The sequence below is a fragment of the Huijunlia imazamoxiresistens genome, assembly GCF_037132455.1.
Taxonomy (GTDB): domain Bacteria; phylum Bacteroidota; class Bacteroidia; order Chitinophagales; family Chitinophagaceae; genus Flavisolibacter; species Flavisolibacter imazamoxiresistens.
In genome coordinates this window covers 344,043-359,086 of sequence record NZ_JBBBEI010000003.1, presented here as the reverse complement: position 1 = coordinate 359,086, position 15,044 = coordinate 344,043, and the positions used below count along the sequence as shown (strand labels likewise).

8 protein-coding genes and 1 pseudogene are annotated in these 15,044 nt (G+C 56.3%); 3 read left to right on the top strand and 6 right to left on the bottom strand.

What is annotated here, in order from left to right; genetic code table 11:
• Positions 1–91: 91 nt before the first annotated feature.
• Both V9K67_RS05315 and V9K67_RS05310 read left to right on the top strand, forming a co-directional pair.
• A complete protein-coding gene (locus V9K67_RS05315; RefSeq protein ID WP_336720599.1) occupies positions 92–943 on the top strand; it encodes a DUF1835 domain-containing protein in 852 nt (283 codons plus the stop codon).
• 61 nt (positions 944–1,004) lie between these two features.
• Complete coding sequence (locus tag V9K67_RS05310) at positions 1,005–3,533, top strand: DNA gyrase/topoisomerase IV subunit A (protein WP_336720597.1); 2,529 nt, start codon at positions 1,005–1,007, stop codon at positions 3,531–3,533.
• Between the two features lie 224 nt (positions 3,534–3,757).
• On the opposite strand, the gene V9K67_RS05305 is transcribed toward V9K67_RS05310, so the two are convergent.
• The 4 genes from V9K67_RS05305 to V9K67_RS05290 form a co-directional block, all read right to left on the bottom strand.
• A complete protein-coding gene (locus V9K67_RS05305) occupies positions 3,758–4,723 on the bottom strand; it encodes a hypothetical protein (protein WP_336720596.1) in 966 nt (321 codons plus the stop codon).
• 43 nt (positions 4,724–4,766) lie between these two features.
• Complete coding sequence (gene smpB / locus V9K67_RS05300; protein ID WP_336720595.1) at positions 4,767–5,201, bottom strand: SsrA-binding protein; 435 nt, start codon at positions 5,199–5,201, stop codon at positions 4,767–4,769.
• A 32-nt stretch (positions 5,202–5,233) separates the two neighbouring features.
• Positions 5,234–6,148, bottom strand: coding sequence for an acetyl-CoA carboxylase, carboxyltransferase subunit beta (accD, locus tag V9K67_RS05295; protein WP_336720594.1), 915 nt, complete (start codon positions 6,146–6,148; stop codon positions 5,234–5,236).
• A 146-nt stretch (positions 6,149–6,294) separates the two neighbouring features.
• Positions 6,295–7,317 carry an isoaspartyl peptidase/L-asparaginase family protein gene (locus tag V9K67_RS05290; RefSeq protein WP_336720593.1) on the bottom strand — a complete coding sequence of 341 codons (1,023 nt, stop codon included), beginning with the start codon at positions 7,315–7,317 and terminating at the stop codon, positions 6,295–6,297.
• A 189-nt stretch (positions 7,318–7,506) separates the two neighbouring features.
• Here V9K67_RS05290 and V9K67_RS05285 point away from each other — a divergent pair, with 189 nt between their 5' ends.
• Positions 7,507–12,261 (top strand): translocation/assembly module TamB domain-containing protein, encoded by a 4,755-nt coding sequence (locus V9K67_RS05285; RefSeq protein ID WP_336720591.1) that lies wholly within the window; start codon positions 7,507–7,509, stop codon positions 12,259–12,261.
• 221 nt (positions 12,262–12,482) lie between these two features.
• On the opposite strand, the pseudogene V9K67_RS05280 reads toward V9K67_RS05285, so the two are convergent.
• Both V9K67_RS05280 and V9K67_RS05275 read right to left on the bottom strand, forming a co-directional pair.
• Positions 12,483–14,000 (bottom strand): annotated as a pseudogene (locus V9K67_RS05280) (IS1182 family transposase); the annotation flags it as partial.
• A gap of 162 nt (positions 14,001–14,162) precedes the next feature.
• Positions 14,163–15,044 (bottom strand): bestrophin family protein, encoded by an 882-nt coding sequence (locus tag V9K67_RS05275; protein WP_336720590.1) that lies wholly within the window; start codon positions 15,042–15,044, stop codon positions 14,163–14,165.

The window sequence follows — 15,044 nt, the reverse complement described above, 5'->3', positions numbered from 1 at the left end:
GAACCTATTACTTACAGGCAAACTTCACTGCCGGGATTCTTCCTTATTTTATATTTTACATTTTACATTCTGTATTTTAAATTTCCCTAAGATGATTCATATTGTTTTTCAGGAAGCGGATATAGCGGTATTGGAAAAGGCAATGGAACTGGACGCGGCCCTGCAGGGAAAGATCCTCCAGATCAAGGACGATTATGCCGTGGGCCCGCTGGACCAGCTGTCGGCCCCCGAAGGCTGGCAGCAACGCAAGGCCTGGTGGCAGGAGCTGCTGCTGGCATCGCCCTATGGCGACACTACCTCCATGGTGGACGACCGCCTGGCGGTGCACCAGCTCAAACGGGAACTGGAAGAAAGCCCCAAAGAGGTGCTGTGGATCTGGATGGGCCAGAACGGCCACGACGTCTGCGGCTACTACTGGCTGATCTCCCAGCTGAAAGAACTCGCCGGCCGGGTGTTCGTGCTGTACATGAACAACCTCCCCTTCCTCAACGAAAAGGGCGGCATCTTTTACCCCACCACCCTCCACGAGATCCCGCCATCGGAATACCGGAAGGCTAAAAAGCTGAACCGGGCGGTGACCGCCTCCGAATTCGAGATCGACCCGGACGAGTGGAACCGCCTGAGCCGCGAGAACGCTTTTGTCCGCATCCTCGAGGGGGGCAAAAAGATCGCCTCCAAAGACGCTTCTTTCTACGATGCCGCTATTTTGCAGGGCCTCTCCGCCGACTGGCAAAAAGGGGGAAGGGCTATGGGGCAGATCCTCTCGAAAATGAAGCTCAAAACGGGCGACGTTTTCCTGCTCTGGCGCCTGAAAGCCCTCCAGTCGGAAGGAAAGGTGGAGCTCAACGGCGACCCCTCCAAAGGCTGGAAGGAGTTCGAGGTGCGGCTGAAGACCGGCCGCAGCGAAGAAGCCCCGGCCCCCGAAGACGCCGCCACCGCCTGAAACGGACTGCTTTGCGACAAGGAGCGAATTAAAAACAGATTATTATAACCCGACATACTCAATGAGCACTACGAAGAATAAGAATTACGAACACGTTCAGACCGACCTGGGGATCAACGGCCAGTACAAGACCTGGTTCCTCGATTATGCTTCCTACGTGATCCTGGAGCGGGCCGTGCCCGCCGTGGAGGACGGCCTGAAGCCCGTGCAGCGCCGCATCCTGCACGCCATGAAGGAAATGGACGACGGCCGCTACAACAAGGTGGCCAACGTCATCGGCCAGACCATGCAGTACCACCCCCACGGCGACGCCTCCATCGGCGATGCCCTGGTGAACATGGGCCAGAAAGACTTGCTGATCGATACCCAGGGCAACTGGGGCGACGTGCGCACCGGCGACGATGCCGCCGCCGCCCGCTACATCGAGGGGCGCCTGAGCAAGTTTGCCCTGGAAGTGCTGTTCAACCCCAAAACCACCCAATGGCAACTGAGCTACGACGGCCGTAAGAACGAACCGGTCACCCTGCCCGTAAAGTTCCCGCTGCTGCTGGCGCAGGGCGCCGAAGGCATTGCCGTGGGCCTGGCGACCAAGATCCTGCCCCACAACTTCGTGGAACTGATACAGGCCTCGATCAAATACCTGAAAGGCAAAGCCTATACGCTCTACCCCGACTTCCTCACCGGCGCCATGATCGACGTCACCGACTACAACGAAGGCAAGAGAGGCGGCAGGGTAAAGGTGCGGGTGCATATCGAGGAAATCGATAAAAAATCCCTCGCCATCCGCAGCGTTCCCTACGGCGTGACCACCACGCAGCTGATCGACTCGATCGTGAAAGCCAACGACCAGGGAAAGATCAAGATCAAAAAGGTAACCGACAACACGGCCGCGGAAGTGGAGATCGTGGTGGACCTGGCGCCGAACATTTCGCCGGACATCACCATCGACGCCCTCTATAAGTTCACCGACTGCGAAATCTCCATCGCTCCCAATACCTGCGTCATCATCGACAACAAGCCGCACTTCGTCAGCGTGAACGAACTGCTGCGTGTGTCGGCCGACAATACCCGCGACCTGCTGCAGAAAGAACTGCAGATCAGGCTGGGCGAGCTGCAGGAGAAATGGCACTATACCTCCCTGGAAAAGATCTTCTTCGAGGAAAAGATCTACAAGGAGCTGGAAAAGAAATACGAAACCTGGGATAAGGTGATCGAAGCCATCGGCAAGGCCTTTGTCCCGTTTACGAAGCAACTACGGCGCGGCGTTACCCGCGAGGATATTCTAAAGCTGACCGAAAAGCCGGTGCGCCGGATCTACCGCCTCGATATCGACGAACTGAACGCCCAGATCCGGGCGCTGGAAGCCGATATCAAACAGGTGCAGTACGACCTGGAGCACCTGACCGAATACGCTATCTCGTACTTCGAAAACCTGCTGAAGAAATACGGCAAGGGCAGGGAACGCAAGACCGAGATCAAGGTATTCGAGGTGATCGAGGCCAAGCACGTAGCCATCGCCAATACCCGCCTGTACATCAACCGGGCGGAAGGCTTTATCGGCACCAGCCTGAAAAAGGACGAATTCCTGGTGGAATGCTCCGACCTCGACGACGTGATCATCTTCACCCGCCGCGGCACCATGAAGGTGCTGAAGGTGCAGGACAAGGCCTTTGTAGGAAAAGATATCGTGCATGCCGCCATCTTCCGCCGCAACGACGAGCGCACCACCTACAACATGATCTACACGGACGGTGAAAGCGGCACCACCTTCGCCAAGCGCTTCAACGTTACCGGCATCACCCGCGACAAGGAATACGACCTGACCAAGGGATCGGACAAAAGCAAGGTGCACTACTTCTCCGTCAATCCCAACGGGGAGGCCGAAGTGGTGCGCGTGGTGCTCAGTCCCAACAGCAGCGCCCGCCAGAAGGAGTTCGAGTTCTACTTCCAGGAGATCGAGATCAAGAGCCGCAACAGCATCGGCAACCAGGTAACGAAATACCCCGTGCGCTCGGTGAAGTTCAAGGAGGCCGGCGTGGCCACCCTGGGCAGTATCCGCGTATGGTTCGACGACAAGTTCGGCCGCCTGAACCACGACGGCAAAGGCTGGGACCTGGGCGACTTCGACGCCGACGACCGCATCCTGGTGGTGTATACCGACGGTTCCTACGAGATTACCGACCAGGAAATGACCCAGAAGTTCGACCCGCAGGCGATCATGACCCTCGAACGATTCGATCCCGAAAAAGTGATCACGGCCGTGTACCTCGATAACGAAAAGCAGCAGTTCAATGTAAAACGCTTCCGGATCGAGACCAGCACGCTGCGCAGCCGCTTTACCTTTATCAAGGAAGGCAAAGGCAATGCGCTGGAGGCGGTGACCACCGACGAGGAGCCGGTACTGATCGTGCAACAGGGCAAGCCCGATAACATCCGCTACCACAACAAGTTCAAGCTGGCCAAGATGGTGGACGTGATGGGCTGGAAAGCCATCGGCGCCAAGCTGCTGGATTTCGGCCGCAACATCACCATGCAGTGGGAAGTGAAGGAAGGCGCCGGCGGCCCCGGCAAGCAGTCGTCGATGTTTTAGCCTCACCCCCGGGCCTCGCCCCCGGCCCCTCTCCACATGGAGAGGAGTGCCCAAACCACAGTCTTATCTCAAAGGGTTGAAGTTGAGACTTTCGTATAAAGAGAAAAGCCTTTTCCGCTTGGAAAAGGCTTTTCTCTTTTAAAGTGTTTTTATTGCTGCAAACCAGTAGGAAAAGTTTCTGATTTGGGCACCCTCTCCATGTGGAGAGGGGCCGGGGGTGAGGCTTACTTCGTAGAAAGCGCCTGCTGGCCGGTTTGGGCGCTGGAGCCCGATTTCTTTCGTTTGATCAGTACCGAAGCGTTCTTTTGCAGGTTACTGGAGAGGCGGATGTCGTAGCGTTTCCTGCCGTCGTACACCAGCATCAGGGCCGTGTTGGGCGGGAGGCGTCCCAGGTTGTCGGCGAACATGGTCAGTTCGTTCACGTCCTTGGAGGGGTCGAGGCCGAAGGAGAAATGAACCGACTTGGTACTGAGGCCGCGGTTAAAGGCGATCAGCTCTTTATTGAAGAAAACGGAAATGGAGTCGCCGTCGATCTCGCCGTTGTCGTAGAAGTCCACGGTGATGGAGTCGGAATCCACTTCGATTTCATCGGCAATGACGGTTTCGCGCTTTTTGAATTCGTCGGTAATGACAAAGTTCACTACGGGGCGCTGGATAACCCTGGTGCCGATGACGGTGTCGATGGGAGAGGGCTTCCATACCTGTTGCGCCTCTTTGACGTGGCGGATCTCGTTCAGCACCGAATCCTGGTCCTGTACTTCCTTATTCAGCTTCAGGTCGAAAATGAGCTCCGGGCAGGTATTCTTGTAGGTTCCTTTACCCACGAACTTTCCGTTCAGGGTGGAGCCGGCTTTGGCGACCATCAGGGTGGCCTGGAAGTCCATCATGCAGTCCACTTCCAGGGAGGCGGAGGAGGCATAATAAGTTACCGGGATGTTGAACAGATTCAGCTGGCGGGTGGCCTGGTTATATTTTCCCGTCAGGTTGAAGCTGCGGAAAGAGTTTTTGAAATAATAATTCAGAACGCCCGACACATTGGATCCGCTTTGTTTCAGCACCAGTTCCACCAGGTAGTTATTTGCCGTCACGTTTTGTACGTTAGCCGAACCATACCAGTATCCGACCACCTTCTGGCTATGGGCAGCAGCGCTCAGTACAATAATGGTCAGGAGTAGGAGAATTTTTCTCATGGAGGGAAAATTTATTGTATAGTGAACGGAAAATGAGGTCAACTTATTTGATATAACGCTTGATTTCTCTTTGGGTATCCCGTTGTTTGATGGTTTCGCGTTTATCGTGCAGCTTTTTACCTTTAGCCAATCCTACTTCCAATTTAGCTAAATTTTTTTCATTAAGGAAAATCCTCAAAGGAATTATTGTATACCCCTTTTCCTTGATGGCGGCCTGCATTTTCTTTAGTTCCCTGCGGTTCAATAACAGTTTCCGTTCGCGTACCGGGTCGTGGTTGTTGACGGTGCCGAAGGTGTATTCGGCTATGTGCAGCGAGCGTATGAACAGTTCATTGCCGTGAAAAATGCAGTAACTGTCGTTGAAGCTCGCTTTGCCGGCCCGCAGCGATTTGATCTCCGTTCCGGTCAGCACGATGCCGGCCACGTACTTGTCCTCAATATAATACTCGAAATAGGCGGAGCGATTTTTAATATCCATGATGAGAGCGCATTGCGGGCACGGGTGAATAATTAATGGGAGAAAAGCGTCAGCAGGTTGGACAGCTTGCTTTTCAGTTCTTTCCGGTCCACGATAAAGTCCAGGAAGCCGTGTTCCAGGATGAATTCGCTGCGTTGGAAGCCGGGGGGCAGGTCCTTTTTAATGGTTTCCTTAATAACCCGGGGGCCGGCGAATCCGATCAGGGCGCCGGGTTCGGCGATATTGAGGTCGCCCAGCATGCCGAAGGAGGCCGAGATGCCGCCAAAGGTGGGGTCGGTCAGCATCGAGATGTAGGGGAGGCCGGCATCGGAGAGCTGGGAGAGCTTGCCGCTGGTCTTGGCCAGCTGCATCAGGGAAAAGGCGCTTTCCATCATGCGGGCGCCGCCGCTTTTGGAAATGACCATGTAGGGCATTTTGTGCTCGATGCAATGGTCCACCGCCCGGCTGAATTTTTCGCCCATGACGCTGCCCAGCGATCCGCCGATAAACTCGAAGTCCATGCAGGCGATGACGATATCCTGGCCGTCGATCTTGCCCACGGCCACCCGCATCGAATCGGTCAGGTCGCTTTTCTTCCAGGTTTCTTCCAGGCGCACCTGGTAGGATTTCAGGTCGGTAAAGCCAAGCAGGTCCTTGGAACGGATATTTTCGAACAGTTCGGTGTATTCTTTATCGTCGAAAACGATGTCGTAGTATTCGCTGCTGCCGATGCGGTGGTGGTAGTTGCACTTGGGGCAAACAAAATGTGCCTCGCGCAGGTCACTTACCGTACAGATGTAATTGCAGTCGGGACATTTGGTCCACAGCCCCTCGGGTGCTTCTTTTTTTTCAGAGGAAGGAGTTAAGATTCCTTTCTTAATGCGTTTGAACCAGCTGGTTTTCGTCTCTTCGGTCTTCCCTTCTTCACCTGCCAGGTTCGCATCGAAATCTTCAAATTGTTGCGCCATAAAGAAAGATTACAGTTCCCGCAAATATAGGAGTTCAATTAAGAATTCAGGAATTAGGTATTGGGAATTAGGAATTAGGCCCCGACAGAGGATCGGTTAAGGTTTCCGAATATCCCAACTAACCAATTAACAAATTAACCAATACCTTATTCCTTATATATTTTCACCACCAGTTCTCCCCGGGGAGTGGTGTAGGCGCGGAACATGCCGGCGGTGTTGAACGGTAGGGCAATGTTGCCGGCCTTATCCACGGCAATAAGGCCGCCGTCGCCGCCCAGCCGGGGCACCTGCTGCAGGATCAGTTCGCTGGCGGCCCGCTGCAGGGGGTACTTTTTGTATTCGACCAGGTCGCTGACGGTTTTGGCCACCACCAGGCGGATAAAGTATTCGCCCCAGCCCGTGCAGCTGACGGCGCAGGTGGCATTGTTGGCATAGGTGCCGGCCCCGATCAGGGGCGAGTCGCCGATGCGGCCGTACTTTTTGTTGCTCATGCCGCCGGTGCTGGTGGCGGCCGCCAGGTTGCCCTGCCGGTCCAGGGCCACGGCGCCTACCGTGCCGAATTTATCCACAGGCGCCGGGAGCACCCGGCTGTGGTCGCGGCTGCTGTCGGGCAGGCGGCGGAGCGAATCCTGCTGCCGGGACTTTTGGTAGCCCTTCCAGCGCTCGTCGGTACGGAAATAGGAGGGGGGCACCGTGTCGAGTCCCTGTTCGGCGGCGAATTGGTCGGCGCCGGGCCCCGCCAGCAGCACGTGGGGGCTTTTTTCCATGACGGCCCGGGCAGCGCTGACGGGGTTTTTGACGGTGGTCACCCCGGCTACCGCTCCCGCCGCCAGGGTGTTGCCGTCCATGATGGAGGCATCCAGCTCGTTGCGGCCGTCCTGGGTAAATACGGCCCCCTTGCCCGCATTGAACAGCGGGTTGTCTTCCAGCAGCCGTACCGCCGTTTCCACGGCATCGAGGGCCGAGCCACCCTTTTGCAACAGGGCATAACCGGCCTGCAGGGCCTGCAACAGGCCTTCGCGGTACGCTTTTTCCCTTTCGGGTCCCAACTGCTGGCGGCTGATGGCGCCCGCCCCGCCGTGGATCACCAGCACCACCGCCGCCGCCTTTGGCGGTTTGTCAGGACTGGCTATAGGCAGCAGCAGCAGGAGGAAGAGGATTGTTTTCATCCCTATAAGGTAAGGAAAGAAGCGCCAACTTTAGTTATCCACCGGGCTGAGCAATTTTGTTAATAGTTTTTCTTTTGCCGGTATCGAATTTGCTTGAAGTGCGCTTATAGCTACTTTTACAATTTAAATCATCATCTTCTGAGGAAAGCAGTAAGGATATTCCTGGGCATACTTCTTTCCCTTCTGCTTGTGCTCCTTTTGGCCATCGGGCTGGTACAAACAGAATGGGGACAAAACTGGCTGGTGCACAGCGTGACAGCCCGGCTGTCCCGCGACCTGCGCAGCCGCATCGAGATCAAGCATGTCAGCATCGGCTTTTTCAACCGCCTGAACCTGGAGGGCGTGCTGCTGGAAGACCAGCGCCGCGATACCCTGCTGTATGCCGGCGCCCTGCGGGTGCGCATCACCGACTGGTTCATTTTAAAAGACAAGGCCGACATTAAATATATAGGACTGGAAAACGCCGTCATCAAGCTGCAACGTGCCGATTCGGTCTGGAACTATCGTTACCTGGAAGATTATTTTGCCTCCGGCCCCTCCACCGGCAAGAAAAAAGAAGCCGGCATCCACTTCAACCTGAAGAAGGTGGAGCTCAAAAACGTCTCCTTCCTGCAAAAGGACGCCTGGGTCGGCGCCGACATGGAGGTGCGGGTGGGCTACCTGGAAATGGACGCCCGCAACATTACCCTTACCGGCAGGGAGGTGGATATCGCCTCCCTTTCGCTGACGCGTCCTTATTTCCGGATGTACGATTATACGGGCAACCGCCCCGATTCGCTGCGAAAGAAGCGCAAGCCCCGGCCGGCACCCCTGCCGGGAGTACTGCAGTGGAACCCGCAGAACTGGAAGGTGGCCGTCGACCGCCTGAAGATCGAGAACGGCACCTTTAAAAACGACATCCAGACGGAGCGCGACCTGTATACCTATTTCGATGACCGCCACCTCGAGTTCGGGGTCATCAACGGCCGCATCACCCACTTCCGCTGGCGGCAGGACACCATCACCGCCCATATCGACCTGGCCACCAAGGAGCGCAGCGGCTTTGCCGTGCAATCGCTCAAAGCCGACTACCGCTTTTTCCCCACCATGATGGAGTTCAGCAAGCTGTACCTCAAAACCAACAACAGCGAGCTGGGCGACTACTACGCCATGAAGTTCGGCCACATCGACAGCATGAAGAACTATCTCCATGCGGTGACCATGGTGGCCAACTTCCGCAACAGCCGCGTCACCTCCGGCGACATCGCCTTCTTCGCCCCCCAGCTGAAAGACTGGAACCGCACCTTTACCCTTAACGGCCGGGCAAAGGGAACGGTGGACGACTTCTCGGCCAGGAACCTGACCGTGCAGGCCGGGCCCAATACCTATATTAATGGCGACCTGGACATGATCGGCCTGCCCGACGTGAATACCACCTACGTCAACCTGAAGGCCAACCAGTTCCGCACCACCTATGCCGATGCCGTCAGCTTCGTGCCCCAGATCCGCAACGTGACCACCCCTGATCTGAAAAGCCTGAAATCCCTCAGCTTTACCGGCACCTTCACCGGCTTTTTCAACGACTTTGTCACCTACGGCCGCGTCCAGAGCGACCTGGGCACGCTGGTGACCGACCTGAACATGAAGTTTCCTTCCGGCGCCCCGCCCCGCTATTCGGGCACGCTGTCCACGTCCGACTTCCAGCTGGGCCGCTTTCTGGGCAATTCCCAACTGGGCCTGCTGGCCTTCGACGGCAAGGTGGCCGGGAAGGGCTTTGACTGGAAAGACCTGGACGTGAACATCGACGGCACCATCCGGAAACTGCACTACGACCGCTACACCTACCAGAATATCAAAGCCAAAGGGCGGCTGAACAATGGGCTGCTGGACGGCGACTTTATCCTGAAGGACCCCAATGCCGACCTGCACCTGGCCGGCCTCATCAACTTCAGGGACAAAATGCCCCGGTTCGATGCCCATGCCGATATCAGCTACCTGAACCTGAAGGCCCTGCAACTGTCCCGGGAAGAGCTGGTGCTGAAGGGAGTCTTCGACCTGAACTTTACGGGCAAGACCCTGAGCGATTTCTCGGGCAGCGCCCGCATCGGCACGGCCACCCTGCTGCAAAACGGCCGGCGGCTGTCCTTCGACTCGCTGAGCATCGCCTCCTATACCCATAATGGCGTGAAGACGCTGCAGGTGTCGTCGAACGAGCTGGACGCCAACCTTACGGGCAATTTCGACCTCCAGGCCCTGCCGGATGCCTTCCAGCTGTTCCTGAACCGCTACTACCCCTCCTATATCAAACCGCCCCGCAAAGCCGTACATCCCCAGTCGTTTACCTTCGACATCAAAACCCGGGAGGTGGAGGATTACGTAAAACTGCTCGACAGCCGGCTGTCCGGCTTCGACTTCAGCCACCTGTCCGGTTCGATCGATATCGCCACCAACTCGCTGAACGTGGTGGCTACCGTGCCCCAGTTCGCCTTTCGCCAGTACCGCTTTTCGGATGTGGACCTGAAGGCCGACGGCAACCTGGACCGCCTGGTGGTTACCGGCCAGGTCAACGACGCGGTGGTGACCGACAGCCTGCGCTTCCCGCAAACCAACCTGCGCCTGCAGGCCCGCAACGATATTTCGGACATTTCCATCACCACCACCGCCAACCAGACCATCAACCAGGCCAACCTCGACGCCCAGGTGCAAACCTTCGCCAACGGGGTGAAGCTGCGGCTCAATCCCTCCTTCTTTGTGCTCAACGGCAAAACCTGGAACATCGAGCAGGGCGGCGAGCTGGACTTCCGCCAGAATACCATGGTGCACGGCCAGGTGGTGCTGCGGGAAACCGACCAGGAGATCCGCCTCAGCACCCAGCCCTCCGGGATCGGCAGCTGGAACGACCTGCTGGTATCGCTGCGCAACATCAACCTCGGCGACCTCATGCCCATCTTCCTGCCGCGGGAACGCATCGAGGGCCTGCTGTCGGGCGACATCCAGGTGGAAGACCCCCAAAACCGGATGAACGTCACCGCCGACCTGCGCACCGAGCAATTGCGCTACGACCAGGACTCCATCGGCCAGGTGCGTGCCGGCCTGTTTTATAACAACCAGACCGGCCTGCTCACCGGCGACGGCCGCAATGCCGATCCCGACCACCAGATCCTGTTCGACCTGGCCCTGGACTTCAAGGACTCGACCAACGCCCACCGCGACCGCATCAGCATCCAGCCGATCAATTACCCGGTAAAGATCCTGGAGCGCTTCATCGGCTTCCTGTTTTCCGACCTCCGGGGCACCGTTACCGGCAAGCTGGATATCCTGGGCGAAGGCGCCAACCGCGATTACGTGGGCCGCGGCCAGCTGAAGAATGCCGGCATGAAGGTGAACTTCACCCAGGTATTTTATACGATCGAGGATACCGAGATCGAGCTGAAGGCCGATGAGATCAACTTCGGAACGATGAAGCTCCATGACCGCCTGGGCAATACCGCCCAGGTGCAGGGCAAGATCAAACACCGCAGCTTCAACCACATGGACTTCGACCTCGTGGCCAAGGTGGTGTCGCGCCAGATGGAGCTGCTCCATACCACCTATAACGACAACCAGGATTTTTACGGCCGCGCCATGGGCACCGGCACCCTGGTACTGGTGGGGCCGCAGGAGGACATGCTGATGAACATCGACGTGTCGGCCTCGGAAACCGACAGCTCCTATATCACGCTGCCGCCTTCGCGTTCGCGGGAAAGCGGCCTGGCCGAATTCATGGTGGAAAAGAAGTACGGGCAGGAGATGACCGGGGAGCGCTACAAGAGCGGTGGTACCAAGATGACCTACATGGTGAGCATGACGGCCAACCCCATGGTCAATATGGAAGTGATCCTGGACGAGCAGACCGCCGACATCATCAAGGGGCGCGGTTCGGGCAACCTGCAGATCACCGCCGGCACCAACGAGCCGCTCCAGCTGCGGGGCCGCTTCGACCTACGGGACGGCAGCTACACCTACAGCTTCCAGTCGTTCATCAAAAAGCCGCTGTACCTGCGCCCCGGCGCCAACAACTATATTGAATGGAAAGGGGATCCTTACGGCGCTACTATGCACGTGGAGGCGGTGTACCGGGCGGATAACGTGTCCTTTGCGCCCCTGGTGTCGGGCCTGGCCCTCGACAAGACCCTGAACACGTACCGGGGCGATGTGAACGTGATCCTGGTGATGACCGACGAGCTGTTCAAACCTACCCTGAACTTCAAGCTGGAGCTGCTCGACAACTCCGTCCTCAACCGGGATCCGACCTTGCCCTATGCCATTCAGCAGATCGAAAAGAACCCCAACGAGCTGAGCAAGCAGGTGTCCGGCCTGATCGTGTTCAACAGTTTTTATCCCTACGAGGCCACCCAGGGCGCCGGCTTCCGGCCCTTCGAGGAATTTGCCTACAGCACCCTGTCGGGCCTGCTGTTCGGCGAGGTGAACAAGCGCCTGAACGAGTTGCTGTCGCGGATTTTAGGCAATACCGACCTTACGGTCAACTTTACCGGCTCGGTCTACAACCGCAACCTGATCGACCAGGGCAGCCGGGGCTTCAACATCAACCAGAGCAACCTGAACCTGACGGTCAGCCAGCCGTTTTTCGACAACCGCTTCAACATCACCTTCGGCAGCACCTTCGACGTGCCGCTGCAGTCGAACATCCAGCAGACCGTCCAGTTCCTGCCCGACGTGACGGCGGAATGGCTGATCAACAAATCCGGCACCATCCGGGCCTCCTTCTTTTACCGCCAGAACCTCGACTTCATCGGGGGCATATCGGCGGGGGCAGGCTTGCGTACCAAGCGTACCGGCGCCAACATCTCCTACCGCCGCGAGTACGACACCATCACCGAATTTTTCTTCGGCCGCCGCCGCAAAAAACAACTCCCCGTGGTGCCGCAGACGGAAAAACCGTTTGAAATGCCCGAGAATAAATGAGTTTACAAGTTTACAAGTTCACGGGTTTACGAGTTGCTGGCGGCCGTCCGGAAGAAGAGGCTGTCTCAAAAGCGATTTTTGAGGCAGCCTCTTTTTCTATTAAGCTGTATAGGGGCTATTGTATTTTGAAGTGGTAACTGATGTTATTAAGCGGCCAGGTGATAGCAATGGCCATTTTCAAGACTTTTCACCCCGGTTTTGCCCGGCTCCGACTCTTTTGCAGCCATTTTCTTCCTTAAGTTGTGCGCCAGCAGCAACAAGCCGGTTTCCACGCCCACCTTTTTGATACCCCTGAGCATAAATCTCCTGAAATGATGGTTTTGCTTAATGTTTCCAAACACCGGTTCCACATCACAGCACCTGCGCTTTCGATGCCAGATCCCTTCCTCGCTTAATAGGCGCTCCTTCGCTTTGCTTTTCAACTCACCCAGGCGATGGTTTACTTCTATGACCCGGTTGCCCTGGCTTTTATGGCATACCCCTCTGAGCGGACAACCCTCGCAGTTCTTAGCCCCGTAACGGCTGACGGTCTGCTTGAAGCCTGTGGTAGTAGTTCTGCTGCCTGTGCCGATGCGATCCATGCGCTGACCCATGGGGCAGACATAGTAGTCCTGCTCCTTATTGTAATAGAGCTTATCAGGGGAAAAAGGAGTTTTACTTTGAATGGTGCTGTTCTGCTGGCGGTCAAAGTTCCCATACTTCACATAGGCCTCTATGCCCTGCTCTTCCAGCCAATGGTAGTTCTCCTCACTGCCATAGCCCGCATCAGCAGTAAGATTTTGGGGCAGTGCGCCATATTGCTCCTTGAGTTGCTCCAGGTGAGGGATCAGCGTATTGGTGTCCGTAGTGTTTTGATGAATGGAATAGCCCGCCACAAACTGCCCGTTGGTAGAGATCTGTACATTATAAGCCGCCTTGAGCTGGCCGTTTTTCATGTGGTCTTCCTTCAGGCGCATAAAGGTGGCATCCTTATCGGTCTTGGAGTAAGAGCTGCGTTTTTCGCCCAGTATCTTTTCCTGCTGCTCATACTTTTTGAGGTTGGCGGGCCAGTGCTTCTTTGCATAGGCCAGCTTTTGCTTTACGCCCTTGCTGACCTCTTTATCCCGGATGGCTTCATTGATCTTTTCAATGGTCTTCTCCACCTTTTCCGCATCGATCCTGTCAAAGGAGGGCGGATCGGGCTCTTCCAGTTCCTGGGCGGCAATGCTTTGGGCATATTGCCACAGCTCGTTCAACTGCTTTTTGATGCGTTCGCGGTTGGTTTCTATGCTTTTGCCCCACACAAAGGTGTAGCGGTTGGCATTGGCCTCCAGCTTGGTACCGTCGGTATAGAGGTCTTTAATGCTGAGCAGGCCTTCTTCGCAAAGCAGCAGCACCACCTGGGTGAAAATAGGCTGAAGGGTTTTCTGCAGTCGTTTACCCCGGAAGCGGTTGATGGTATTGTGGTCGGGCTGGTTCATGGCCGCCAGCCACATAAAGGGAATGTGCTCCTTGATAGCCTGCTCGATTTTACGGCTGCTGTAAATATTATTGATGTAGGCGTAAACCAGCACCTTGAGCAGCATGCGGGGGTGGTAGGAACTGGTGCCGCCGGGTTTATACTGGCTGAGCAGTTCGGTGATGTCAACTTTATCCAGCACGGCATTGACCACGCGTACGGGGTGTTGGGCTGCCAGGAGTTCGTCCAGGGAAGGGGGCAGCAAGGAGAGCTGATGTTGGTGGGTCTGTTTAAAAACCACTTTATGGGATTTACCTCGAGCCATACCTTCAAAATAAAGAAAAACCCAAGCCCCTTCCAATAGCTTAAAATAAAAAAAGAGGCTGCCTACTTTTGAGACAGCCTCTTGTCGTTCAGCCTGGATGTTCCTGCCGGAGTTACGCCAACCCGTAAACCCGTAAACTTAACCCAGAATCTCCCCCACATTCTTCCGAATATTCTCACTAATGCGCTGCATCGGCAGGTCGTTGGCGTCGCGGCCGAAGGGGTCTTCGATTTCTTCGGCGATCAGTTCGAGGCTGCCCAGCACGTAGAGCACGAAGATCACGACAGGGATGATCAGGTAGCCCAGGTTGAACACATAGCCCAGCGGAAGGGTGACCACGTAAAAGAAGATGAACTTTTTGATGAAAGCGCTGTACGAGTAGGGGATGGGGGTGTTCTTGATCCGTTCGCAGGCGCCGCAGATGTCGAGGAAGGAAGAAATCTCGCCATTCAGGAACAGCAACTCTTCGCCGCTGATGCGCTGCTGGCGGTGCAGCAGGTGAAGGCGGCTCATGATCAGGGAAGCCACCTGGTTGGGGATATGCTTGTTGCGGTCGAAGTTGGGAATTTCGGGATGCGGGTGGTCGTCCAGCACGAACCGCGTTTCCTCGTTTTGCAGGTGCCGCATCAGCTCGAAGGCGAAGCGGGGAATGAGCTGTTTGAAAAAGCTGCGGTTCTGGACATCGTCGTGCCCCAGCAGGCTGTTGAGCTTGATGGCCAGGTTGCGGCTGTTGTTGACCAGGGAGCCCCACTGGCGGCGTCCTTCCCACCAGCGGTCGTAGGCCGTGTTGGTCCGGAATACCAGCAGCATGGAAATGGCAAAGCCCAGGAGGGTGTGCAGCAGCGAAATATTTTTTAAGTGGTGGGAGTCGGCCAGCCGGAAATAGTCGGTTTCCAGCCAGGCTACCAGGGCGGCATAACCGCCGATGGCCAGCATCAGGGGCATCAGCTTGCGGAAGGTGTCGTACTTGTGAAAAATAAAAATGAACCGGGCCCAGTCCTTAGGATTATAACTGATCAT

Excerpts from the sequence above, each read along its gene's own strand:
- V9K67_RS05315 (WP_336720599.1), top strand. The coding sequence starts at position 92 with ATGATTCATATTGTTTTTCAGGAAGCGGATATAGCGGTATTGGAAAAG.
- V9K67_RS05310 (WP_336720597.1), top strand. The coding sequence starts at position 1,005 with ATGAGCACTACGAAGAATAAGAATTACGAACACGTTCAGACCGACCTG.
- V9K67_RS05305 (WP_336720596.1), bottom strand. The coding sequence starts at position 4,723 with ATGAGAAAAATTCTCCTACTCCTGACCATTATTGTACTGAGCGCTGCT.
- smpB (WP_336720595.1), bottom strand. The coding sequence starts at position 5,201 with ATGGATATTAAAAATCGCTCCGCCTATTTCGAGTATTATATTGAGGAC.
- accD (WP_336720594.1), bottom strand. The coding sequence starts at position 6,148 with ATGGCGCAACAATTTGAAGATTTCGATGCGAACCTGGCAGGTGAAGAA.
- V9K67_RS05290 (WP_336720593.1), bottom strand. The coding sequence starts at position 7,317 with ATGAAAACAATCCTCTTCCTCCTGCTGCTGCTGCCTATAGCCAGTCCT.
- V9K67_RS05275 (WP_336720590.1), bottom strand. The coding sequence starts at position 15,044 with ATGATCAGTTATAATCCTAAGGACTGGGCCCGGTTCATTTTTATTTTT.